This window comes from Desulfosporosinus sp. FKA (assembly GCF_002196785.1).
Taxonomy (GTDB): Bacteria; Bacillota; Desulfitobacteriia; order Desulfitobacteriales; family Desulfitobacteriaceae; genus Desulfosporosinus; species Desulfosporosinus acididurans.
The window spans coordinates 61,525-86,251 of sequence record NZ_NAHZ01000030.1; the positions used below are offsets into that span (position 1 = coordinate 61,525).

The following is a 24,727-nucleotide window of genomic DNA, read 5'->3' on the forward strand; positions in this document are numbered from 1 at the left end:
TTATGTACGAAAGTATTACATTCGGTTGTATACGTTCCTCTGGCATCAGTGCAAACTAGCCTGACGCCTTCGCCAGAGGCTAGCAAATTGTTCTTATAAAATATAATAACCCCTGTTTAAATTGGTAGGAGTTTTCAGAAGTTTGTTGAAACTCTATTTGGTAGGCACCAATTTGAAGCTGATTTTACGTATCTGTCAGAGCATAATTTCGTTGCTGGTTTGCATTAATATTTTTCGCTGGAGCTGCATAATGCTTCATAGTTAAAAATATTCGGGGGGATTATGTATGGAAGAAAATCAATCAATTGTAAAGCTGACTATGGTTATCGTCATGATAACCTCCTTTATCACCCCATTTATGAGTAATGCGATAAATCTTGGTATTCCCCAGATTGCTTTGGAATATGGGGTTGATCAATCTTGGCTGAACTGGGTAGTAACCAGCTACTTGTTGGCCACGGCAGCCTTTTTATTACCCTTTGGCCGTTTAGCTGATCTTGTCGGCCGCAAAAAGATTTTTATCCTGGGAATGATTGCTTTTGCTGTAACATCGTTGGGCTGTGGATTGGCTTTTTCCTTTCCTGTTTTAATTATATTTAGGGTTTTCCAAGGAATTGCCAGCGCTATGATTTTTGGTACTTCAATGGCCATCCTAACATCTGTCGTCCCGGCAAAAGATCGGGGAAAGGCAATGGGGTTAAGTGCGGCAGCCACCTATATCGGCCTCTCCTTAGGTCCCGTCCTGGGAGGATTTATCTGCAGCACCATCAGCTGGCGCGGGATATTTCTTTTAAATTTCGTGATTTCTTTAGTAATTCTTAGTTTGACTTTGGCCAGACTATCAGGGGAATGGATTGGAGCAGATCATGAAAACTTGGATAAATGGGGGAGTATTCTGTGGATACTTGGCATCTTGCTTTTCCTTTACGGATTATCTGATATTACCGCGGGATACAATTATATGATTGCCTTTGCCTGCGGGCTTCTGCTTTTGGCTGCCTTTGTAATCTATGAAAATAAACTATCATATCCTCTTCTGCCTATGAGCTTGTTTCTCAGCAATCGTTCCTTTACCTTTTCCAACCTTGCTGCCCTTATTAACTATAGCGCGACGTTTGCTTTGGTTTACTTAATGTCAATATATCTGCAAAATGTCCAAAATATTGAAATTTCACAGTCAGGTTTAATTCTTTTGTCTCAGCCTATTATTATGGCTCTTCTTTCTCCTTTGGCTGGTCGTTTATCGGACAAAATCAATTCTCAGATCCTCGCTTCTTTAGGTATGGGTATAACAACCTTAGGCTTGTTTTTATTCGTTTTTTTGCTTAAGAATACGTCTGTTTTGCTTATTGTTCTTAATCTGGCCTTCATTGGACTCGGATTTGCCTTCTTTTCCTCGCCTAATACTAATGCGGTCATGAGTTCGGTTGAACGGCCTCTTTATGGAGTGGCCTCCTCAACTCTGGGAACTATGAGATTGCTGGGCCAAACATTAAGTATGACCATAGTGGCCTTAATTACTTCCTTAGACATGAAGGATATGACTCTTGATTCCCCATATTACGTGACAAGCTTTCTGAAAAGCTCAAAAACTAGTTTCATTGTCTTTAGCTTTCTTTGTTTGATCGGAACCTTTGCTTCCTTAGCCAGAGGAAAAAGGATAAACTCCCCTTAAGTAATTCTTAATGCCTAGGAATAAGGCAAGCTGAAGTTACATATTAGTAGGTAAGAACTCCGCCAGGGGGGCATGTTATGAAGAAAAGGGGATTATGGTTTCTCATTGGTATCAGTATCGTGTTTTTGGGGGGGATCATAGGATGGCTTAATTGGCCGCCAGACCCTACTAAGCTGGTAACACACGGCTTGGAAAAGTTAAATGCAGCGACCTCTTTACGCTTCAGTTTGACTCAGCATCAATGGGTTGAAGGAAAAGATCGGATTCTTGCCCGAGTACAGGGGGAAAAAACCGGAGGAAACACCAGGATTTTAGGAGAATTGACGGGAAGCGAAGTTGAGCTGATCAAAATCGGAAACTCAACGTTCAGCAAAGATCCCATTAGCAAAAAGTGGATTAAATTCGCTGATGGGCAGGCTGCAGAAGAAGTCTTTCTGGCGGAGCTCGACCCCCTATCTTCATTACAAATGAAAGAACTTGGTGAGGTGGTGCTTAGCGGTCAAGGGAAGGTCAACGAACAAAAAGTTTGGGTTTGCCAGTTAAAGCCCAGTGTGCAAAATAAAATGATGGAGGAATTTTGGACCGATTTCCAGTACACACTTTATATTCGAAAGTCGGATAAAACGTTGGTAAAAGCGACAATCGAAGCCAAAAATAAAGCCAAATCTGACCCGATGACAATGACACTTGAGTTTTGGGATATTGGAAAGAAGATAACGATACAGGCCCCTACTATATAAAGAACGATAAAAATAAGGTTTAGAAAGAGTCGACGACATAAGCCAGGAACCCTAAAGGTTGTTCCTGGCTTATTATTTTATTTGCAGAAATGACAAGGCTCTGGTATAGTTTTTAAATAAGTTTTAATTGATTTTTTGTATGGAGGGGTCCATTGTGGAAGAATATATCGCAAAGGTATTGATTTCCAAGGAGGGATTAGCAAAACGCGTTGCCGAATTGGGAGCACAGATTACTCGGGATTATGAAGGCAAAAATCTTTTAGTGTTAGGAATCTTGAAAGGAGCCGTCCCTTTTATGGCGGATCTTATTCGTGAGATCAAGCTGCCATTGGCTTATGACTTTATGGCCTTGTCGAGCTACGGTGTGTCAACAAAATCTTCAGGAGTCGTCAGGATTCTTAAAGATTTGGAACGTAGTGTGGATGACGTTCATATTTTGGTGGTCGAAGATATTGTCGATACCGGATTAACCCTGAAGTACTTGAAGGAAAATCTTAAAGCTCGTAACCCTTTGAGTGTTAAGGTAGTTACCCTGCTTGATAAGGCTGCCCGCCGGCAGGTGGAAGTAGTTCCTGATTATAACGGGTTTGCTATTCCAGATGAATTTGTTGTAGGCTACGGTTTGGATTTTAATGAAGAATATCGGAATTTGCCCTACGTTGGAGTTCTGAAACAAGAAGCTTACGAAGTTAATTAACAAGGAAATGGTGATGAAATAACGTGACAAAGGAAGTCGTTTTAGTTCTGGATTTTGGAGGACAATACAATCAGCTCATTGCGAGACGAGTACGTGAAGCTCATGTATATTCTGAGATGATTTCTTATAAAACGTCTATTGAGGACATAAAGGCGCGGCAGCCTAAAGGTATTATCTTTTCCGGGGGGCCTGCCAGTGTTAATCAGCCGAATGCCCCAAAAGTGGACCCTGAAATTTACAACTTGGGAATTCCTATCCTGGGGATTTGCTACGGGATGCAGCTTATGGCCCTGCAATTGGGGGGGATTGTCGAACGTCCTGTAGCCAGTGAGTACGGTAAAGCCATGCTTACTGTGGACAAAGCAAACGAGTTATGGGTCGGTTTAGGCGGAGAGCGTCCTTGCTGGATGAGTCATGGCGATTCTATTAAGTCATTGCCTGAAGGTTTTGAGATTGCTGCCCATACTGGCCATACACCGATCGCAGCAATGATGGATTCTGCACGCCATTTTTATGGCGTTCAATTTCATCCCGAAGTTAAACACACTCCTGATGGTCAGAAAATGCTGGAGCAATTTTTGTTTGATGTCTGTCACTGTGCCGGGGATTGGACAATGGAGTCATTCATTGAACTGCAAGTAGCTGAGATCAGGGCTAAAGTCGGGAAGGGACGTGTTCTTTGCGCCTTGAGCGGCGGTGTTGATTCTTCAGTAGCGGCTGCTTTAGTTCATAAAGCTGTAGGTGACCAATTGACCTGCGTTTTTGTCGATCATGGTTTTATGCGTAAGAACGAAGCGGAACAAGTTCGAAAAGTTTTTACGGAGCAGTTTCAGCTTAATTTAGTATTTGTGGATGCTCGCGAGCGATTTATGGCCAAGCTTGAAGGAGTATCTGAGCCCGAGGTTAAACGTAAGACGATCGGCAACGAGTTCATAAGAGTATTTGAAGCAGAAGCTGCGAAACTCGGTCAAGTCGACTTTTTGGTTCAGGGGACGCTCTATCCGGACATTGTCGAGAGCGGCACAGAGACAGCGGAAACTATCAAGAGTCATCATAATGTCGGCGGTCTGCCGGAGGACATGCAGTTTAAGCTGGTTGAACCGCTGCGTATGCTATTTAAAGACGAAGTGCGCGAATTAGGGACAGAGTTGGGCATGAGTGAAGAAATCGTTTGGCGTCAGCCTTTCCCGGGACCTGGTCTGGCAATCCGTATTCTCGGTGAGGTAACCCGCGAGAAATTGGATATTCTGCGAGAAGCGGATGCCATTATTATTGAGGAAATTCGTCGTTCAGGCTTATATCGGGATTTGTGGCAAAGCTTCGCCGTCCTTCCCTCCATCAAAAGCGTTGGCGTAATGGGAGATGGCCGAACTTATGAATATCCAATTATCTTAAGAGCGGTGACGAGTGAAGACGCCATGACCGCTGATTGGGCCAGACTGCCCTATGACCTTCTCCACAACATCTCCTCACGGGTTGTCAATGAAGTCCGCGGGGTAAACCGCGTCGTTTATGATATTACCTCGAAGCCGCCCGGAACGATTGAGTGGGAATAATGCTCGTGGATTTACAGTCGCAATTATAGAAATAGGCACTCAGCCGTTTATTGCTGGGTGCTTATTTTTTTCATTTATTTCATGGCACTGACTGGGATTCTGAAATAAATGATAATGCTCACTCCGATTACTGTTGCAAGTCCCCATGCCCAAGGCGGATGTTTATAATGAACCCACAATAAAGGGAACATCCAAGAATTGAAAATAATAGACCAGGCGATGTTCCAGCCATGACTATATTTAAAGTAACCGAAAAAGCCTAAAATTAATTCAAGTACAGAAAAATATAGAATCCAAAAGATAATGTAACAAACTCGTTTTAAATAGATTTCCCTTTCGGGATAATTGGCTAAATATATTAATCCTGAGAGAGGAAGGACAAAAAGGCAAAAAATTAGTTCATTAAAAGTAATCTTTTCTCCTGGAGACGTTAATTCCCAAAGAGGATAATTATAGGTTATAAATAAAGCAATTAAATTACCTATCAACCAAAACTCAATTGTGGAGTAATAAGTTTTCCAATCGTTAAAATTATTAAATTTATAGGCCGCCATAATATAAATTATACCTATAAATAAACGTAATAGCATTAAGACCTCCAAAGAGAGTAATTATTTTTCGAATATTATTTACAAATGCTTCGTATTTATTCTCCCATAGCTTAATGAACTTGGTTAAAGTCATTTATGAAATGATTCGAAAGAACAAAAAGAAAGACGCCCGTCAAGGCGTCTTTTAGCTTGTATAATGATTGATGAAAAAAAGAGATTTAGTAATCTCTGAAAATATTATAGGGAAATTCGGAGTTATCGTGTCCACTTACTGGATTTTGAGAACCACAAGAAGGACATTCCCAACCTCCGCCATTGAAACTAAAATTTGTTGACTTCTTGCACTTTCTGCAATAGGCAGCTACTGTGCGAGTCATTTTAAAACCCCCTCTACATAGAACAATGCTAAACGTTACTCTATCCATAAAATCTAATCTTAAACATTTTTTCATCTTCATAAAATCTTTAACTCTTCGTCACAATCTCCTTAGAAGTTCGATGTATGCTATATCAAGGTTGATAGGACCGGACAGAATTTTGTAAAACATAAACCACGCTGAAAAGAAAAACTTGATTGAATAGGGGGATATTAAGTTTATGCAGAAACGATTCCTAGTCCAAAAAGCTTGGAAAAAACCATCACTATTAATTGGGGCCTTACTTTTGGCCACTCTGATTGGAGTGAGCGGCTGCGGTTCAACTACTGCAAGTTCGTCAAATTCTGATCAGTCAACGACACAGTCCCAGTCAACTCAAGGCCAAACAAGTCAAGGTCAAGCTACTCAAACGAAGAGAACGATTAATCCTGCTCAACAGGCCGCTATGGAAATTCGCCGTTTAGAAAATAGCCAACAAAACCCATTAACGAGTGACCAGAAGACTAAACTTAAACCCATTCTGCAAGAATTGATTAAGACTACAAATCCAACCCAAGATTTTCTACAGCAGCAAGCGGATGCTATCAATGCTGTATTTACAGATCAACAAAAAACCGAACTAAAATCGGCTCCGCAAAGACCTTCTAAAGGGAACAATCAAAACACAAATAGTCAAAGCCAAACTCAAAATAACCAAAGCGGTAATACTAATGGATCGAATTCCCAACGCAGAGCCGGCGGGCAGCGAGGTACATTTAATCCACAGCAATTTTATCAACAAGTTTTAGATTCTTTGAATAAGTAGTAATTTAATAACCTTCTCGCTGAAATATGCTCCTTTATAGCAGGTAACCATTCCTACTGCAAAGGAGCATTGGTTTTGTATTGAACATGTAACGATTAGTTGGCAAGGAACAAATTAAGCTATTCGTTCGACAGAAATTTACCTAATATTGGATAATTTATTCTTGCCATTTCAGCAAATTAACAATACAATTCTTACTGAAAAGACTTTTCGGGAGGAATCCAAGTGGAAAAGAAACTTTTGAAAAGAATTGAGGTTTTACGCAGAAGGCTCAACAAATTTGGTCTCAATCGGGAATTAATCGATAACGAAGTTGTCGAGGTTAGTCAACAATTAGATAGATTGTTGAACCAATACCAAAGGATTACTTCTGTGGAACAGCTTAGTTTCTGGTAAATACATAATTATAGTCATAATTATAGTTGTATATTAGTCTAACTATAGTATTATAAGTTTAAAGTTGAGCTGTCATTTTTTGATGGCTTTTTGTTTTGGCCTTATTTTTAGGGCCATTGCTCCAGTTTTTAAGCCCCGATGTTCAGCATTAGCTGAACGAGTTCACTTGCAATCTATGGTATTTAGGTGTCAGAATAAGATTCAACTTTTGCAGATTTGGAAAGATTACATGAGTGCGTTTAGGGCAAGGAGGGATTATAATAGAGTTATAGTGCAGGAGGGGCGTATGAATTACATTGTTTTTGATTTGGAATTTAATATGTTTTTTCGCTTTAAAGAGGGAGATTTAGCAAACCCTGCTTTGAAAAATGAAATTATACAGATTGGTGCCCTAAAATTGAACGATCAATTAGAGAAAATTGATGAGTTTAACTTATTAATCAAGCCCTTTGTTTATAAACGATTAAATCCTTATGTCAAGAGAAAAACAAACATAAACACAAGCAAAATTATTCCCAGAAAGCTCTTTATGGAAGCCATAGAAAGTTTTGAAGTTTGGGCCGGAACTGAAGCCGTCTTATGCTCTTGGGGGCAGGATGATATCTTGGGATTACGAGAAAATTGCTCCTTTTTTGGTTTCGATGCGAAATTTTTTAATAAGTATATAGACATACAAAAAATCTATATGAAGTTTGAAGGTTTGCACCAACAGCCGAGTCTGGAGAGCGCTGTGGACGACTTAGAAATCGAAAAAACATTGCCTTTTCATGATGCATTTAGTGATGCTGCCTACACAGTGGATATTTTCAGAAAGGTTTATGATTTTTCTCAGGATGCTATTATTAATTGGGAAAAGGTACAGCAGGAAAACGAAGCAAAGGTTAATGAATTAAAAGGCTTACTAAGTCAAACAGTCATTTACTGTCCTGAATGTGGAAATATCGTGGAAAAAATTAAAGAATCCAGTAAATCTAAAAAGTATTTTGCTCATGGCTTTTGTCATCAATGCAAAATTCCCATAAAACATGTTGCCAGGATTATAAATAATGACGGAGAATTTAAAATAAGTTGTAAAGATAGTGTTTATACCAGAGATAGTCAATAAGGGCATAAACCTTAAGATTAGATGCGGCTGTAACTGACTTTTAAAGTCGTCACAGCCTTTTTGCTTTCATATTGAAGTCTAGTTTGCGATTCATGCTTATAATTCGAACGTTATAAACAAATAGTTAAATAATGTTCGAAATTGTTATTGACCTTTATACTTCCTTCTTGTACAATGAACGTAACAAATTCATACGAGTTCATATAATAGCGGAGATATGGTCCGCGAGTTTCTACCAGACTGCCGTAAATGGTCTGACTATGAGCGAAAGTGTACCTAGGGCAAGATTGTCCGAGTGGTACAGATTTGATTGCCGGATCAAATTACACCGAAGGGATAAAAGCCCAGGCGGGTAGGTTTCACTCTTTCTTTTTAAGAGGAAATTTACTCGTCTGGGCTTTGATTTTTATGGAAGTGAGGGATTTCTTTGAATCTGATCGGAGTCATTATGGGAAGTGATTCAGACTACAAGGTCATGGAAGATGCGCTTAAAATCCTAAGGCAATTTGAGGTGGGCTTTGAAGTGAAGATTTCTTCGGCTCATAGAACCTTAGAACGAACCCTTGATTGGGTCAAAACTTTTGAGAATCAAGGAGGGAAACTCATTATTGCGGGGGCTGGGTTGGCGGCTCATTTACCTGGAGTGATTGCCGGTTCAAGCACTTTACCCGTGATTGGAGTCCCTATGAACAGCGGACCCTTGAATGGTGTCGACGCCCTCTATGCCATTGTTCAGATGCCTCCCGGAATACCGGTTGCCACTGTTGGAATTGGTGCTGCCCGAAACGCGGCTTTGCTCGCAGTTCAAATATTAGCAACAGAAAATAGTGTGTTGCGAGCAAAGATTAAGGACTACCGGGCGAAGATGGCAGCGGATATTGCCGCCAAGGATGAGGCTTTGCAAAAGAAATTAAGCGAAGGTTGAAGTAGAGAAATAGAAAGGAGATTCCACTTTGATTGACCGATATACACTTCCTGAAATGGGAGAAATTTGGACAGACGAACACCGACTTTCTCTGTGGTTAAAAATCGAAATTGCCGCCTGTGAGGGTTGGGCAAAGCTTGGTAAGATCCCTAATGAAGCTGTTGGGGTAATTCGAGCAAAGGCATCCTTCTCATGGGAACGGGTTCAAGCGTTGGAAGAAGTGACCCAACATGATGTTTTGGCGTTTTTAACCAATGTGGCTGAGAACGTAGGCGATGAAGCCAAGTACATTCATCTGGGTTTAACCTCATCCGATATTCTCGATACGGCTTTATCCCTGCAGATGGTTGAAGCCACGGACTTGCTGCTATCTAAGATGGAGGCCTTGGAGACAGTTCTCCGCCGCAGAGCAATCGAACACCGGGACACTCTGATGATGGGACGAACACATGGAATTCATGCTGAGCCCATTACCTTAGGCTTGAAGTTTGCACTTTGGTATGATGAAATCCGGCGTCAAAAAAACCGCTTGAATATCGCTCGTGAAGAAGTACGCGTTGGGAAAATCTCGGGTGCTGTTGGGACCTTTGCCAATGTGGATCCACAAGTTGAAGCCCATGTCTGCGAAACGCTCAATTTAAAACCTGCCTTGATCTCCACACAGATTCTTCAGCGTGACCGCCATGCTTTCTACATGACGACTCTGGCGGGGATTGCCAGTTCCCTTGACAAGATGGCTACCGAGATTCGTAACTTACAGAGAACGGACGTTCATGAGGTTGAGGAAGCCTTCGGCAAGGGCCAAAAAGGGTCGTCAGCCATGCCGCATAAAAAGAACCCCATTACTCCGGAACGGATCTGTGGGATGGCCAGAGTTGTGCGGGCAAATGCTCAAGTGGCCCTGGAAAATGTCGCCTTGTGGCATGAACGGGATATTTCCCATTCTTCGGCAGAACGAATGATTTTGCCGGACAGTACACTAGCCCTTTATTACATGCTTCATAAAATGGTTCAGTTAATCGATCGTTTGCAAGTCTTTCCTGAGCAGATGAAAATCAATATTGATAAAGGATTGGGATTGATTTTTTCTCAAAGGGTGATGCTAGCCTTAGTAGAAAAAGGAGTAAGTCGTGAAAATGCCTACGCAATGGTTCAGCGCAATGCTCTTGAAGCTTGGAACACGAAGGAACAATTTAAGAATTTAGTCAGCCGAGACATAAGTATCAGGGAATATTTGCGAGAGGAAGAGATTAACAACCTCTTTGACTATGATTATCACACTAAGCATGTTAGTGATATTTTTGCACGCTTAGGGCTTGTTTAGAAAGAGAAATAAATTGGATCTTGATTAAAGAAAGTACAGTTGAAGAAATTCCAGTCAAGATAGTATCAGTTAGAGTTGACTTATTGTCAGCTAAAAAATTGAAAAGAGGTAACAACAATGGAAAAGTTAGCACTGAAATATGAGGGAAAAGCTAAGAAAGTCTATGAAACGGATGAAAAGGATTATTTTTGGGTGGCTTATAAAGATGATGCCACAGCGTTCAATGGTGAAAAAAAGGGACAGATTGCGGATAAAGGAGAGGTTAACAACCAGCTCTCAGCTCTTTTCTTTGCGGAAATTGAAAAAGCAGGAATTCCCACCCACTTCGTTCGCCTGCTTGGGCAGCGGGATATGCTCGTACGACGTTTGGAGATGGTTCCCCTCGAAGTTGTTGTCCGCAATATTGTGGCGGGAAGTTTGTCAAAACGTCTCGGAGTAGAAGAGGGATTTGTCCTCTCTCAACCTGTTGTGGAATTATATTATAAAGATGACGCTTTGGGAGATCCGATGGTCAACGAATCTCATGTTGCGGCTATGGGATGGGCAAAGCTGGAGGTTGCCAAGGAGATTCAGACTTGGGGGCTGAAGATCAACGAAATATTGCGTAATATTCTCGTTAAAGCAGGCATTGATCTGATTGATTTTAAATTGGAATTTGGGATAAGCAACGGGCAGCTTTTTTTAGGTGATGAGATATCTCCGGATACCTGTCGATATTGGGACATCAAAACTCGGGAAAAGCTGGATAAGGATCGTTTCCGTCGCGACCTTGGGCAAGTTGAAGAGGCCTACCAAGAAGTCTTCCGCAGGGTTAAAGAGGTCCTGGCATCCGTTTAAGGGAAATTTCCAAAACCTAAAAAGTTACGACAAAGGTATTCTGCTTGTTGAGGAGGGCGGCGAAGAGCCTGTTAATCCAGTTAACCTATAGTTAACGAGTTTGAGGCTTTTCGTCTTGTCTCACTAATAAAGGGGGGACAGAATTGTTTGACTTTAGCCTAGACAAACCGCATGAGGAATGCGGGGTCTTTGGAATTTATGCGCCCAATCAAGAAGTGGCTCGTTTAACTTATTATGGACTTTATGCTTTGCAGCATCGCGGGCAGGAAAGCGCCGGTATTGCCGTCTCCGATGGGCGTGCAATCGAAGTTCATAAAGGAATGGGCCTTGTCTCGGAAGTGTTTTCTAACCATATTATTAAGAATTTGCACGGAAAGATGGCCATTGGACATGTCCGCTACTCAACTACAGGCTCTAGTTTGCTGGCCAATGCCCAGCCCCTCGTCGTTCATTATCAAAAGGGCATGATGGCTTTAGCTCACAATGGAAATTTAACGAATGCCACGGAATTGCGGGAAGAATTAGGCCTGAATGGAGCCGTCTTTCAGACAACGACAGATAGTGAAGTCATTATCAATCTGATTACGCGCTATCGCCGGGAATCTCTGGAGGATGCTCTTGTCAAAACTATGATGGATTTGCGGGGGGCTTATGCGGTAGTCATTTTAGCAGAGGATAAACTTTTTGGTTTAAGAGATCCCCATGGAGTCCGGCCTCTTTGTATTGGGAAGAAAGGTGAAAGATATTGCCTGGCGTCAGAAAGTTGTGCTCTTGATACCGTCGGCGCCGAATTTGTTCGGGATTTAGAACCCGGTGAAATTGTTGTTATTGATGAAAATGGGCTGCACTCCCGCCCGGGATTAAGGAAAAACAGAAGTTCTTCTTGTGCCTTTGAATATATCTATTTTGCACGTCCGGACAGTACCATCGATCAGATTAATGTCTCGGAAAGCCGCTTGAAAATGGGAATTGAATTAGCTCATGAATGTCCAATAGATGCAGACCTTGTCATTGCTGTCCCGGATTCAGGAACAGCTTCAGCTCTGGGATATGCCACAACTTTAGGCTTACCCTTTGGTGAAGGCTTGATAAAAAACCGTTATGTCGGAAGAACTTTTATTCAACCGACTCAGGAAATGAGAGAAGTGGGCGTTCGCTTGAAGCTGAACGCAAATGCGAGCGTCCTTAAAGATAAACGAATTGTTATGATTGATGATTCCATTGTCCGTGGTACTACAAGTTCAAAATTAGTGGCGATGGTGAGAAAAGCAGGGGCTAAAGAAGTTCACTTTCTGATAAGTTCGCCTCCTGTGGCCTATCCGTGTTATTATGGAATAGACACAGCTGAACGGGAAAAGCTGATCGCCAATCGTCTGGATATGGAAGGAATTCGCAAGTTTGTTGGAGCTGATTCGCTGCATTATATTTCAGAAGAAGGTTTGTTGCGGGCCCTCGGTACAGAAAATGTTTGCCTGGCCTGTTTTAATGGTTCTTACCCTATTCCTGTTTCAGACTTGAACCGCGGAAAGAATTCCTGCGGCTAAAATTTTGGGCGAAAAGTTAGGAGGAATTAATGTGGGATACTCTTACCGTGATGCTGGTGTTGATATACAAGCCGGTAATGATGCAGTTGAGCGTATTAAACCGGCAGTAGCCCGAACGCTCCGTCCGGAAGTATTAGGCGGGCTTGGCGGATTTGGTGGACTCTTTCAGTTGAATTTACAAAAGTATCCGGATCCGGTTCTGGTTTCCGGAACGGATGGCGTTGGGACAAAGCTCCGACTTGCCTTCCAGATGAACCGGCATGATACTATTGGGCAAGACGCTGTGGCTATGTGTGTTAATGATATTTTGGTTCAAGGTGCGGAGCCGTTGTTCTTTCTCGATTATCTTGCCGTTGGCAAAGTTAATCCGGAAAGAGTCGCTGAAATTGTCGGTGGTGTTGCCCGGGCTTGCGAAATGGCCGGTTGTGCCTTAATCGGAGGGGAAACGGCAGAAATGCCAGGTTTCTATGCTGAGAATGAGTATGATATTGCCGGATTTTCCGTCGGGGTAGTCAACCGTGATCAACTGATTGATGGGTCGAGCATTGAAGCAGGGGATGTTCTTATTGGTCTGCCTTCCACTGGATTGCACAGCAATGGGTATTCCTTAGCTCGTAAATTGTTTGAGAACTATTCTTTAGAGGAGGTTCTGCCGGAATTAGGAGAACCTTTGGGAGAAACTCTGCTGAAACCCACTCGAATTTACGTTAAGACTATTCTGCCGCTCCTTGCAAAACAGAAAATTAAGGGTATGGTTCATATTACAGGGGGAGGACTTACGGAGAATATCCCCCGTATCTTGCCTTCAGGACTGGGGGTTCAGATTGATCCGACATCTTGGAAACGGCCGGCTGTTTTTGATTTACTTCAACGTTTAGGGGATGTTGCTTGGCCCGAGATGTATCGGACGTTTAACATGGGTATAGGATTTGTCATTATTGTCAGTGCGGAAGATGAAGAATCAATACGTCAGCAGCTCAAGGAGATGGGTGAATTGAATCATGTCATAGGACGTGTTGTCGATGGAGTAGGTGTCACCTATTGAGAACTGCAGTGTTAGCTTCTGGAAGAGGAAGCAACTTTAAAGCGTTGCTTGAGGCCTCGAAAAAAGAAGGCTTACCGATTGAAATAGTTGCTGTTGGTTCCGATCAGCCGAGAGCTGCTGTCCTTGGCTTGGCTAAGGAATTTGGAATTCCAACTCAGGTCTTTTCGATCAAGGACTACCCCCATCGTCAAGCCCAAGAAGAGGAGCTCTTGATTTGGATGAGGAAACATCGAGTTGAACTTCTTCTTTTAGCAGGCTATATGCGGGTTTTGGGATCAGAGTTTATTCAACAGGCCAATTTTCCAATTCTGAATATTCATCCATCTCTCCTTCCGTCGTTCCCTGGACTTCATGCCCAGCGTCAAGCTGTGGAATATGGCGTCAAAGTAAGTGGCTGTACGGTTCATTTTGTCGATGAAGGTTTAGACAGCGGACCAATTATTTTACAGGAGGCCGTGCCTGTCTTAGCGGCAGATACAGAGGATAGTTTATCTCAGAGAATTTTAGAAGCAGAACATCGTCTTTACCCTAAAGCCGTACGGCTCTTAGTTTCTGGAAGTGTTAAACGGGTAGGACGTCGAGTTCAAATATTGCAACAGGAGGGTTTAGGATGAAGCGAAGAGCCATTATCAGCGTTTCAGACAAGACGGGAATTGTCACTTTTGCTCAAGGACTTGTTGAACTGGGATTTGAACTTATATCGACAGGGGGAACTTTCAAAGTTCTTGATGAAGCCAATATTCCCGTGAAATATGTCAGTGAGGTCACAGGATTTCCGGAAGTATTAGGCGGACGGGTTAAAACTCTCCATCCGCTGATTCATGGTGGAATTCTGGCTCGGGATATTGTGGAACACCGCCAGCAGATGGAGCAAAATGGTATAGGGTTTATTGATTTGGTGGTCGTGAATTTATATCCGTTTCGGGAGACAATCTCCAAGCCGGGAGTGAGCTTTGAGGAAGCTATCGAAAACATTGATGTGGGAGGACCGACCATGGTTCGCGCCGCTGCTAAAAATCATGGCAGGGTTACAGTACTGGTCAATCCTAAATCCTATGAAGAAGTCTTAAATGTCCTGCGTGAAACAGGGACTGTTTCCGCCGGTATGCGCAAACGATTAGCAGCGGAGGCTTTCGCCCATACAGCAGAATATGATCGTTTAATTGCGGGTTATTTAGAACGACAGCTTGAACCAGTCGGCGGTTTTCCCAGGACGCTGCGTCTAACTGCCCAAAAGGTTCAAGAATTAAGATATGGTGAAAATCCTCAGCAAAAGGCCGCTTTTTATATTAATTCTGAGGCCGCCTTAGGCAGTTTGGCAAGAGGAAAACAACTTCAGGGAAAAGAACTTTCGTATAACAATTGGGTAGATATGGAGGCTGCGTGGAAACTTGCACGTGAGTTTGATTCGTGTGCTGCAGCCATCATTAAGCACACCAATCCCTGCGGAGCGGCTTTAGGAAATACGCCCTTGGAAGCTTACAAAAGTGCTTTGGCTTCAGATCCCGTTTCGGCCTACGGCGGGATTATTGCTTTAAACCGAGTAGTTGACGGCCCTACTGCTGAGGCAATTAAGGAGTGTTTCTATGAGGTGGTTGTGGCGCCGGATTTTAGTCCGGAGTCTCAGGACATTTTAAGTTCCAAGAAAAATCTTCGGCTCTTTGCAGTTGGCAGAGGCGAGAATGACCGAGTGACTCCTCGCTTGATGCTGAAAAGCGTTGACGGCGGGTATCTGGTTCAAGAGGTGGATCGAGGAACAACTCCTATTGATGAATGGGAATTTATTACCCAGCAGAAACCAACAGAAAACGATTTAAAGGCTCTTGATTTTGCTTGGCGTGTTGTTAAACACGTTAAATCAAACGCCATCGTCATAACTGATCACCGGCAAACATTAGGTGTCGGTGCGGGACAAATGAACCGAGTAGGATCAGTAAAGATTGCCGTTGAACAAGCCGGTGAAAAAACTAAAGGAGCATATTTAGCTTCCGATGCCTTCTTCCCCTTTCCGGATTCGATTGAATCTGCTGCCCAAGCTGGAATCCGAGCAATTATTCAGCCAGGGGGGTCTATTCATGATCCCGAAGTGATTGAGGCTGCAAATCGTTTAAATATTATCATGGTCTTTACACATCGCAGACATTTTCAACATTAATTTTCTGGAAGGTAACGTTTGGATAAGCGGGTGAAAATATGAATAAACTTCGAGTGTTGCTTATAGGAAGTGGTGGGCGTGAACATGCCCTTGCCTGGAAGCTCCTGCAAAGCCCGGCGTTGGAACGTCTTTATGTTGCGCCCGGTAATGCCGGAACTGAACCTTGGAATATCCCTATTTCGGCCCAAGATATTTCAGGTCTGGTGGAGTTTGCTTTAAAAGAAGATATTGATCTGACTCTGGTTGGCCCTGAAGATCCGCTGAGCTTAGGAATCGTAGATGCTTTCCAAGAGGCCGGACTGCGAATTTTTGGGCCTGCCAAGGCCGCCGCTCGATTAGAGGGAAGTAAATCTTTCGCGAAAATGATTATGGAACGCGCTGAAATTCCAACGGCTAAGTGGGAAGTCTTTGAAAATGCAGATCAGGCCAAAGCCTACATTAAGGATCTTGGAGCCCCTTGTGTTCTCAAAGCGGACGGTTTAGCGGCAGGAAAAGGTGTCATCGTGGCGTTGGATTTAGATACGGCGCTTCAGGCTGTTGATGAAATCATGGATGGCAATTTTGGAGCAGCAGGGAAAAAACTTTTAGTTGAAGAGTTTCTTGAAGGGCAAGAAGTTAGCCTGCTCTGTTTTACGGACGGAACTACAGCCCGCTTGATGGTTCCCGTACAGGATCATAAGCGTGCTTTAGATGGTGACGAAGGCCTTAATACCGGAGGTATGGGAACATACAGTCCTCCTCCAATTTGGACACCCGAGCTTGAAGGATCGGTAATGCGGGATCTCGTCAATCCGACGCTGAAGGTTATGGCTGAATTAGGAACTCCGTTTCAAGGAGTCCTTTTCCTGGGACTAATGCTTACGAAACAAGGGCCAAAGCTTCTGGAATACAATGTTCGTTTCGGTGATCCGGAAACCCAGGTGGTAATGAAGCGCTTGAAGAGCGATCTTTTACCGATATTATGGGCTTGCACTGAGGGCAGGTTGCCGGAAGCCGATTTGGAGTGGAAAAACGAAGCTGCAGTTTGTGTTGTGATGGCTGCGCCCGGTTATCCTGCAAAGTATCCGAAAGGAATCCCGATTCACTTGCCGGAGACAAGGGACGAGGATTCAGTAATTTTTCATGCCGGTACCAAAATGAAAGATGGACTGCTTGAAAGCAGCGGCGGTCGGGTGTTAGGCGTTACTGCCTCAGGGGAAACTCTGCAGGAGGCTCGCGATAAGGCTTACGCCCTTGTGAAAAACGTTGATTTTCCTAAGGCGCATTATCGGCGGGATATTGGTGTCAAAGGGTTGAATAGTATGTTCTCTATCTTAAACGACTGAGCAAAAAGTTTTGTTAATATTTTTGTCTTTATAAGCCGTCTGAATTTTGATACCTCCTTGTATTGCCTAAAGGGAGCTATTAAAATTCAGACGGTTTTTGTTTTACTAACGGTAGATTCAACTTCGAAATAATTGTCAATAGTTTAGTTTAATCTGAACTATTTTTTTGAAATTTAGGGAGGAGATAGAATGAATATGTAGAAATTAATTTAATGTGTGTTTCACAAGACTTCATTAAAAGTACGACTACTCATATGCACTCCTCCCAAAGACTTTTCCTTTGAGTTAAAGAAGTGGGAGTTTTATGCTGTTTCTAATACATTGTGCTTAAATAGTTAAATTCAAAGGAAATGGAGATGTATTAATGGCTGATAAGCGACATAATTTACCCAAATTAATAACGGTTATCTTAGTTTTAGTTTTAATATTTTTATGGGCGGGAAGCTGGGTTAAAACAAATAAAAAGAATATTATAGACGGTAGTATGGCTTTTGGAAGTCAAAAGTGGACAACCCAAATACAAAATAATAATGGTACTAAAATTTCACTTGCTGACTCGCCAAAACACTCACAAAATCAAAGTCTTAGCATTTCGAATAATTCGCCCAATTTTTCGAAATATAGTTTGCCTTTAACCCTTGCTACAAATTCGGAATACGAGATATCCTGTTGGGTCAAGACGCAGGATATAGGTATCAATAATACGGGTGCTGATCTTAGTGTTACCGGCAACGATATTGCACCATATCCGGAAGCTTACATAAAGCCCTTGTCTAATAATGGAATCGGACAAATGAGATATATTAATATAGCTCATCAAAACCCAGGGCCACTTTACCTTTGTTCGACGGACTTGACGGGTACGAATAGCATATGGCAAAATTTACGATTACACATAACTACAGGACCAACATCGGGAAATGTTGTCTTATCATTTGAATTGGGAAGGGATAAAAGCCTAAACACCGGAAAGGCTTGGTTTACGGACTTAGTTGTGGAAAAAGTTAACCCTAGTATTTTTTCGTCCTCAGGGATTATGATGCAGATTGCAATTATTGCTCTATTAATAATTATTTTAGGCGCAGTTTATTTACAGGAAAGCGAGATAACCCTTAATCAGGATGCCAACAGACATATTCCTCTAATCATAATATTCGGTCTTGCTATTATTCTGCGTTTAGTTATGGCGGCATTAATAGATGGGCATATCTTAGATGTCTATTGTTTTAAAACGTGGTCTTCAGCTGCTTCGGAAAATTTATTTAGTATCTATAGAACTGGGATGTTTCTTGATTATCCACCTTTTTATCTTTATTTTTTGTTTATTATTGGAAAAATTGCAAGTCTGCTCAATTTATATACAGTTCCTTGGGCATACAACGTCTTATTAAAACTTCCCTCTATTTTAGCCGAAATTATTACCGGAATAATTATTTATAAAGCTTCTAAATCACGATTTACTTTTAAAGGCAGTTTGTTTATTACTAGTATATATTTATTTTCTGCAACCTTAATTTTAGAAACATGCGCTTGGGGACAGATGGATTCACTCTTCACGCTCATCATTATCGGAGCACTTGTTTTAATCTATCAGAATAAGTATGCCCTTTCATCAGCGTTATTTGCGGCAGCAGTACTAACGAAACCGCAGGGTATTATCTTTTTGCCGATTCTCTTTTTTGCAGTGGTGAAAAATAAAAAAGTAAAAACATTTATCTATTCATTTCTGAGTATGTTGGCAACAATTTTGTTGGTTTCTTTTCCTTTTTTGCTGAGAAATGGTTTTCTTTGGATCGTAAAGTTATATACTGGCACTCTTTCAGAATATACTGCTGCAGCCCAAGGTTCTTATAATCTTTTTGGATTGCTTGGCGGTGAAGGTAAGCCGGATTCTTCAGCTTTATTTATCTTGAGTTATAATACCTGGGGTTTCATTTTTATTATTTTGATAAGCTGTTTTGTCGGATATTTATACTTGAAATCAGAGAATGATTTTGTCCCTTTTCTAAGTTCATTCGTTTTAATGACCGGGGTATTTATGCTGTCAAGCAGGATGCATGAAAGGTATCTATTTCCTGCATTAGCAATCGGCTTGATGTTATTTATCTTTAGTAATGATAAAAGAATATTATTCTTATATGGATGCTTCAGTGTTACTTTGTATGAAAGCATGGATGTCGATATTTTTAAAGTTATTATCTTGCCTTCGCAACTAATGTCTTTAATTAATTTAGTGTTATTTGCTTATCTTATAAAAGTGGTAATTGATATAGTTATTCGAAGAAATATTATATTTGCGGGATTTGATAAACCATTTCAAAATCAAACTCGTGCAAGCGGTAAAATTATTAGTTAAAAATATTGTCTTGTATTTCAATTTCAAAAATGCCTTTGGTCCTTGAGGCCGAAAGGCATTTTTTAAGCAAGATGCGGGAACGAATGCTTTCCCATACTTTATCTGAAATCAATTGTTTATGAGGAGACAAGAGCTTGAACGCAAGTATTCAATATTCCATAGTTATTCCAGTTTATAACGAAGAAGCTGTTATTAACCAAACATACTGTCGTTTAAAAAAGGTGATGGATTCTGCCAAGGAGCCTTATGAATTAATCTTTGTGAATGATGGCAGCTGCGATCAATCGAATACGATAATCAAAGGTTTTAGAAACCAGGATGATACGGTAAAGCTCATAACATTTTCTCGGAACTTTGGACATCAAATTGCTATAACAGCCGGGATTGATTATGCTCAAGGAGCAGCTGTTGTTGTTATTGATGCGGATTTGCAGGACCCGCCAGAGCTTATTCTGGAAATGATTGCTAAATGGAAAGAAGGTTATTCCGTAGTTTATGCCAAACGATCTAAGCGCAAAGGAGAAACGTTTTTTAAAAAGCAAACAGCTCATGTATTTTACAGAATTTTAAGTGCTATTTCTACAATTAATATTCCAACGGATGCCGGAGATTTTCGCTTACTTGATCGCAGAGTGTGTGAAGAATTGAAGCATTTACCGGAGAAAAATCGCTATGTTCGTGGCTTAGTAAGTTGGGTAGGGTTTCGACAGACTTCGGTTGAATATGAAAGAGATGAGCGGTTGGCTGGTGAAAGCAAGTATTCACTAAGCAAAATGTTCAAGCTAAGTTTAGATGGTATCATTTCCTTTTCCTTTAAACCAATTAAAGTGTCGCATTATATAGGCGTTTTGTTATTTTTGCTTGGATTAATAGACTTTGCTTGTGTGTTTATCTCAGCTGCGTGTACTTCTGCGGTTATTGCCGGGTGGAATTTGGTTATTGCGTTACAATTGCTATTGACTGGGATTCTTCTAGTCATGTTGGGAATTATTGGAGAATACATTGGTCGTATCTATGATGAGGCGAAAAATCGCCCCTTATATATTGTGAGTGAATCATGCGGTATTGTGAGTTTAAATCAGAAAGAAACAAAGGCTGTTCAATAGATTTGAAGTCAAGGTTCCTTATTGGCCATTGTTGTGACCACTAAGAGTCTCCCCTCATATAATAATGGCAAGGTTCGATAAAAAGGGGGGATGAAGGTGTTTCATTATCGAAAGCATTTGTTTTATCCGGTACATGTTGAACGGCCAGATCCGGGGTTTGCCAAACTCTTGCTGGAACATTATGCCGGACGAAATAGTGAACTCACATCATCGATTCAGTACTTAAATCAGCGTTCGAACATGCCAAATAGGTATGTTCGAGATTTACTGGGATTAATAGCAGCGGAAGAATTAGGGCATATGGAATTGATTGCTGCAGCCATTGGCAAATTAGGGGGGCCGCCGCTTACTTGTGCGAATTCTCAAGGTGCTCCCTGGGTATTAAATTATATTGATCAAAATGCTGACCATATTACTATGCTGCAGGTAGATATTCAGTCAGAAACGAGGGCAGCCCTACTGTATCAACAACATCTGGAATCAACGACAGATCCTAATATGAAAAAAATGATTAACTTTTTAATTACTCGAGAAGGAGTACATAAACGTTTGCTTCAAAAAGCACTGCTGTTAATTCGAGAAAACGGGTCTCCGGAAGAATTAAACGAATTGATTTATGATTACAAGATGAGCTTGCAGGTTTTAGAATAATGAGATACCGGTAAAAAGAGTCATAGAAACTTCGTGGATGAAGTCTCTATGACCCTTTTACAATATCTAGTACCAGTATTTTCGAACTTTACTTAGAGAAAGAGGGTTGAAGACCTAATCCAACTCACTGGAATTCCGACGGGGACGCCTCTCTTTATCAGCAGTAAAAGGTCTGGCCCTATTACTCAACAACAAAGCATATCACAATTCAAATGAAGTTGCACAATTAGCTGACAACACTATGTAGGAGGTTTAGCTGAATTAAACATGAAATGCTTTTCCTGAATATTCTTCAGCTTCATTTGGCTTTTCCCCAATACATACTTGTCCGTATTTCCTCAGGTACAACAGTGTTGCCACCGATAGCAATAACAAGATTAGTGTTACGCAAATTGTTAAGTGAAATTTTTATCAGGAGATTATCAGAATCAAGAGGTGTTCCATCAGTGAGAATAATGGCAGACTTTGTTTGAGCTGCTAGTGGTGCTCCGCTAAGAGCATCAATCCCAGTTTCACCATTTGCAAGGAATACATTATTAAAATCAATGGCAGATACGAAGTCTTGGATGATTTGATAATTTGTGTCATAGGCAGTTACTCCAGCATGACGAGTAGGATTTGGCAACTGAGCTAATACTTGATTATCAATTACACCTGTACCGCCAATAACATCTGAAGTAATAATGCCTGTGTTGGCGTCTAGAAATCCTTTGGCAGCGGTAGAAAGTCCTGTTTTTTGTGTTAGAATAATCGGTTCATTAGAAAATGAGGCAATGGATGCGATGGAGAGTGCATCTTGGTTCTGCCAGCCATTAACAACTGCAATTTTTGTCACCGGTGCGCCAAGGGAAATCAATTTATTAGCTATATTCACAGATGTTTCGATGCGGTCAGCCCCACCAAGGGACTCAATAGTAATACCCATTCCTGCCAGTTGATCGAGTACCGCTTGACTAATAACAGTATTCCCACTCGTTACATAAACCTTCGTAACCTTTAGTTTGATAAGTTCGGCTTTGGTGTCTACATTAAGAGCGTTTCCAGGTTCTTGCAAAAGGATGGGTGCTTTCAAAAACGTAGCAAGTGGGCCGGCAGCTAAGGCATCAGATGTGCCATAAGGGGCTGAAGATGCAATTATTGCTGTACCAGTCCAACCTAATTGATCAGCGATTGCCACTGCAGTCTGTGCAGCTGTTGTACCAGCCAAGCGAGTTGGTGGGGCTGTATCAGTTGCACATGCATTAGAAGATACAATAGTGATTATCATGCCTATAATAACTAATGAGGTTAAAAATTTTTTCATGTAATAACGCTCCTCTTATCTTTTGAGTTTGAATCTCGCCATCGACATAAAAAAGAGGTCTTATGTGGTTCTGCCTAAAAAAAGGCGATACAAACATAAGATCTCTTGTAGTTTTTAATTAAGTTATCCCCAAAGTTGTCCAAGATACTTACATCTGTGAACTCGAAGTAATCTGGGTTCTAAACTTTTATCCCGCCAATCCGATAGAACGGGGAAATTTTTGCATTAGCGAAGGAAAAAATCTATCATAAATCTGTTTCTACATCAAGTAGCTAAAATCCTTTATCCAGCCTGAAATTCTGCGAAGTTGTCCGCGAATATTAGACCTAAACGCTAGAAGAATATCTGCGTTTCTCTGGGGCTGTTTACTTAAAACTCTATGTTGTTGGTTTTACGTTTTACTCCCCAAGCCGAGGGAATGAAACTATCCACTTAAGATACAGGCTTTGAATTATTGAAGTTAATAAAAGCAATCATTATCTCACTAAGAAATGCAATGGTTGATTTATCTAAACCAGATATTATTCCCAGAAGCTTATTGATTTCTGGATTTTTGGAATTATTATCTTGTATTAATAAGCCTGGCTCAATATTAAGAGCGTCTGCAATTTTAAACAAAATAACTAAAGAAGGGATTTTTGAACTACGCTCCAGGTAACTAATATACATTGGACTTACATTAATTTTTTCTGCTAATTTTTCCTGAGTTAAACCTTTTAGCTTTCTGAAATATTTTAAATTTTTGCTTATTCTATCTTTAATTATGTTTTCCATTGTTAATCACGCTCCTTACAACAATTGTAAGGGTATTCTCGAATAAAACTTATAAACTAAAAGTTATAGTAAAATATTGAAAAGTATTACTAGGAGTATTAAAATTAGAAATAGATGTCGATAATTGTTTGAATATGGAATTTTTAAAGTAATATATATTTAATTTGTCAAAATGATCTGCGACAATAAGAAATTTAACTATATCGCATAATCGCACATAAACTGTACTTTTAATTAAAATTAGCCCGTTTTTTTACTTTTCAACATGGTCACCAATTTGAGAGAGTATGTACGCAACGAAGGAGAGGTTAACAATGAATTGGTTGTTAGAACGAGTGCAACCAAACTTAACTATTGGAACGACCGCAAACATTGATCTTTTTAATGGCTTTGGAGTTTTATTATTGCGCAAAGGAAAACAAATTACAGAAGATATAAGTAAACTGCTGCAAAAACGTGAAGTTTATGTATGGAAAAAAATAGATAAAAATTCGACTGTCAGGCCAAAGGCATTTCCCAAAGATAAGTATACAAAACTAGTAGGTTCTTTATGGGGGATTTACCATGAAGCAAAACTTATTCAACCAAAGCAGATAGAAAAAACAGTTACCCTTGTAGAGATGATTTTTAATGAGCTAAAGCAAATCGAAATCTATATGGATTTAGAGGTTTTACGAATGGATTTGGAGAAGTTTAAGCAAAATGATTATGGAACATTTGTTCATAGCGTCAATGTCGCGTTATTATCAACAATAACGGGTAAGCGCTTGGGGTATGCTGATAAGAAACTTAAGGATTTGACATTAGGTGCCTTGCTTCATGATATAGGAAAACTTAGGGTCCCGAAGGAAATCTTGAATAAGCCGGGAAGTTTAACAGATGATGAATTTATCATTATGAAACGACACCCACAGTATGGCGTAGAAATGTTGAGAGATGTTCGTTTATCACCAAGTATAACAGCGATCGTTGGGGAGCATCATGAACGATGGAATGTAAAAGGTTATCCTTATGGATTACAAGGAGACAACATTCATCCTGACGCTCAAATTGTAGCCGTAAACGATGTTTATGATGCATTAACGGCAGATAGGCCATATCGTAAAAGTTTGCCTCCTTATCATGCACTGGAAATGATACTAGCTTGGTCTGGCAGAGATTTTGCCCCTAAAGCAGTACAAGCCTTTAAGGAATCTCTTGTTTTGTATCCTGAACATGCGGTTGTTACTCTCAATACAGGGGAAATAGGAGTAGTCTTAGCAGTGCCTTTACATTTTCCCACCCGTCCTCTTATTCGCTTATTATTTGACAGAAATGGTGGATATATTAATGAAGAGATATATGTGGATTTGATGAAAAATCTAACATATTTCATAAATCACGTAGAATTCGATGAGGCGGTGTAAAAAGGACTCACCGAATAATGATGGTGGAGGCAATTTTAACTTGTAGAGTTACTTTTAATGAATGTAGAAATTTA

At 40.8% G+C, this 24,727-nt stretch carries 22 protein-coding genes and 1 riboswitch; of the genes, 19 read left to right on the top strand and 3 right to left on the bottom strand.

Annotated features, from left to right (window positions below; translation table 11 throughout):
* Positions 1–286 precede the first annotated feature (286 nt).
* The 4 genes from B5771_RS14175 (at position 287) to guaA (ending at position 4,668) form a co-directional block, all read left to right on the top strand.
* The gene (locus tag B5771_RS14175; RefSeq protein WP_088188114.1) at positions 287–1,675 is read left to right on the top strand and encodes an MFS transporter; all 1,389 of its coding nucleotides are present in this window, start codon (positions 287–289) and stop codon (positions 1,673–1,675) included.
* Positions 1,676–1,752: 77 nt separating this feature from the next.
* On the top strand, positions 1,753–2,415 hold the full coding sequence (locus B5771_RS14180) for a hypothetical protein (protein WP_088188115.1): 663 nt from the start codon (positions 1,753–1,755) through the stop codon (positions 2,413–2,415).
* A gap of 154 nt (positions 2,416–2,569) precedes the next feature.
* Positions 2,570–3,112, top strand: coding sequence for a hypoxanthine phosphoribosyltransferase (gene hpt / locus B5771_RS14185; RefSeq protein ID WP_047810363.1), 543 nt, complete (start codon positions 2,570–2,572; stop codon positions 3,110–3,112).
* A 23-nt stretch (positions 3,113–3,135) separates the two neighbouring features.
* Positions 3,136–4,668: a glutamine-hydrolyzing GMP synthase gene (guaA, locus tag B5771_RS14190; protein WP_088188116.1), complete on the top strand. Its 1,533-nt coding sequence runs from the start codon at positions 3,136–3,138 to the stop codon at positions 4,666–4,668.
* A gap of 74 nt (positions 4,669–4,742) precedes the next feature.
* On the opposite strand, the gene B5771_RS14195 is transcribed toward guaA, so the two are convergent.
* Positions 4,743–5,258, bottom strand: a complete 516-nt coding sequence (locus B5771_RS14195) for a CBO0543 family protein (protein WP_088188117.1) — start codon at positions 5,256–5,258, stop codon at positions 4,743–4,745.
* 558 nt (positions 5,259–5,816) lie between these two features.
* Between B5771_RS14195 and B5771_RS14200 the strand changes: the two genes are divergently transcribed.
* The 14 genes from B5771_RS14200 to B5771_RS14265 all read left to right on the top strand — a co-directional run bounded on the left by B5771_RS14200 (position 5,817) and on the right by B5771_RS14265 (position 21,170).
* Complete coding sequence (locus B5771_RS14200; RefSeq protein WP_088188118.1) at positions 5,817–6,401, top strand: hypothetical protein; 585 nt, start codon at positions 5,817–5,819, stop codon at positions 6,399–6,401.
* A 225-nt stretch (positions 6,402–6,626) separates the two neighbouring features.
* Positions 6,627–6,797: an aspartyl-phosphate phosphatase Spo0E family protein gene (locus B5771_RS14205; protein ID WP_047810367.1), complete on the top strand. Its 171-nt coding sequence runs from the start codon at positions 6,627–6,629 to the stop codon at positions 6,795–6,797.
* A 286-nt stretch (positions 6,798–7,083) separates the two neighbouring features.
* Positions 7,084–7,902: a 3'-5' exonuclease gene (locus B5771_RS14210; RefSeq protein ID WP_088188119.1), complete on the top strand. Its 819-nt coding sequence runs from the start codon at positions 7,084–7,086 to the stop codon at positions 7,900–7,902.
* 179 nt (positions 7,903–8,081) lie between these two features.
* Positions 8,082–8,183, top strand: a riboswitch (purine riboswitch).
* A 146-nt stretch (positions 8,184–8,329) separates the two neighbouring features.
* Positions 8,330–8,827 carry a 5-(carboxyamino)imidazole ribonucleotide mutase gene (gene purE / locus B5771_RS14215; protein ID WP_088188120.1) on the top strand — a complete coding sequence of 166 codons (498 nt, stop codon included), beginning with the start codon at positions 8,330–8,332 and terminating at the stop codon, positions 8,825–8,827.
* Between the two features lie 28 nt (positions 8,828–8,855).
* Positions 8,856–10,151, top strand: coding sequence for an adenylosuccinate lyase (purB, locus tag B5771_RS14220; protein WP_088188121.1), 1,296 nt, complete (start codon positions 8,856–8,858; stop codon positions 10,149–10,151).
* Between the two features lie 117 nt (positions 10,152–10,268).
* A complete protein-coding gene (gene purC, locus B5771_RS14225; RefSeq protein WP_088188122.1) occupies positions 10,269–10,988 on the top strand; it encodes a phosphoribosylaminoimidazolesuccinocarboxamide synthase in 720 nt (239 codons plus the stop codon).
* Positions 10,989–11,131: 143 nt separating this feature from the next.
* A complete protein-coding gene (gene purF, locus B5771_RS14230) occupies positions 11,132–12,532 on the top strand; it encodes an amidophosphoribosyltransferase (protein ID WP_083996138.1) in 1,401 nt (466 codons plus the stop codon).
* A gap of 31 nt (positions 12,533–12,563) precedes the next feature.
* Complete coding sequence (gene purM, locus B5771_RS14235; RefSeq protein ID WP_088188123.1) at positions 12,564–13,577, top strand: phosphoribosylformylglycinamidine cyclo-ligase; 1,014 nt, start codon at positions 12,564–12,566, stop codon at positions 13,575–13,577.
* Entirely contained in the window at positions 13,574–14,191 is a 618-nt protein-coding gene (gene purN, locus B5771_RS14240) for a phosphoribosylglycinamide formyltransferase (RefSeq protein ID WP_047810374.1), read from the top strand. The genes purM and purN overlap by 4 nt, the downstream gene beginning before the upstream one ends.
* A complete protein-coding gene (purH, locus tag B5771_RS14245) occupies positions 14,188–15,732 on the top strand; it encodes a bifunctional phosphoribosylaminoimidazolecarboxamide formyltransferase/IMP cyclohydrolase (RefSeq protein ID WP_088188124.1) in 1,545 nt (514 codons plus the stop codon). Before purN ends, purH begins: the two co-directional genes overlap by 4 nt.
* A 38-nt stretch (positions 15,733–15,770) precedes the next feature.
* Positions 15,771–17,057, top strand: a complete 1,287-nt coding sequence (purD, locus tag B5771_RS14250) for a phosphoribosylamine--glycine ligase (protein WP_088188125.1) — start codon at positions 15,771–15,773, stop codon at positions 17,055–17,057.
* Between the two features lie 364 nt (positions 17,058–17,421).
* A complete protein-coding gene (locus tag B5771_RS14255; protein WP_088188126.1) occupies positions 17,422–19,413 on the top strand; it encodes a glycosyltransferase 87 family protein in 1,992 nt (663 codons plus the stop codon).
* A 134-nt stretch (positions 19,414–19,547) separates the two neighbouring features.
* Positions 19,548–20,519: a glycosyltransferase family 2 protein gene (locus B5771_RS14260; RefSeq protein ID WP_088188127.1), complete on the top strand. Its 972-nt coding sequence runs from the start codon at positions 19,548–19,550 to the stop codon at positions 20,517–20,519.
* 96 nt (positions 20,520–20,615) lie between these two features.
* Entirely contained in the window at positions 20,616–21,170 is a 555-nt protein-coding gene (locus tag B5771_RS14265) for a manganese catalase family protein (RefSeq protein WP_088188128.1), read from the top strand.
* Positions 21,171–21,468: 298 nt separating this feature from the next.
* Here B5771_RS14265 and B5771_RS14270 read toward each other — a convergent pair whose 3' ends face one another.
* The gene (locus B5771_RS14270; RefSeq protein WP_088188129.1) at positions 21,469–22,473 is read right to left on the bottom strand and encodes a cell wall-binding repeat-containing protein; all 1,005 of its coding nucleotides are present in this window, start codon (positions 22,471–22,473) and stop codon (positions 21,469–21,471) included.
* A gap of 432 nt (positions 22,474–22,905) precedes the next feature.
* Positions 22,906–23,247, bottom strand: a complete 342-nt coding sequence (locus B5771_RS14275) for a helix-turn-helix transcriptional regulator (RefSeq protein ID WP_088188130.1) — start codon at positions 23,245–23,247, stop codon at positions 22,906–22,908.
* 314 nt (positions 23,248–23,561) lie between these two features.
* Here B5771_RS14275 and B5771_RS14280 point away from each other — a divergent pair, with 314 nt between their 5' ends.
* Complete coding sequence (locus tag B5771_RS14280; protein ID WP_088188131.1) at positions 23,562–24,653, top strand: HD-GYP domain-containing protein; 1,092 nt, start codon at positions 23,562–23,564, stop codon at positions 24,651–24,653.
* Positions 24,654–24,727: the final 74 nt, after the last annotated feature.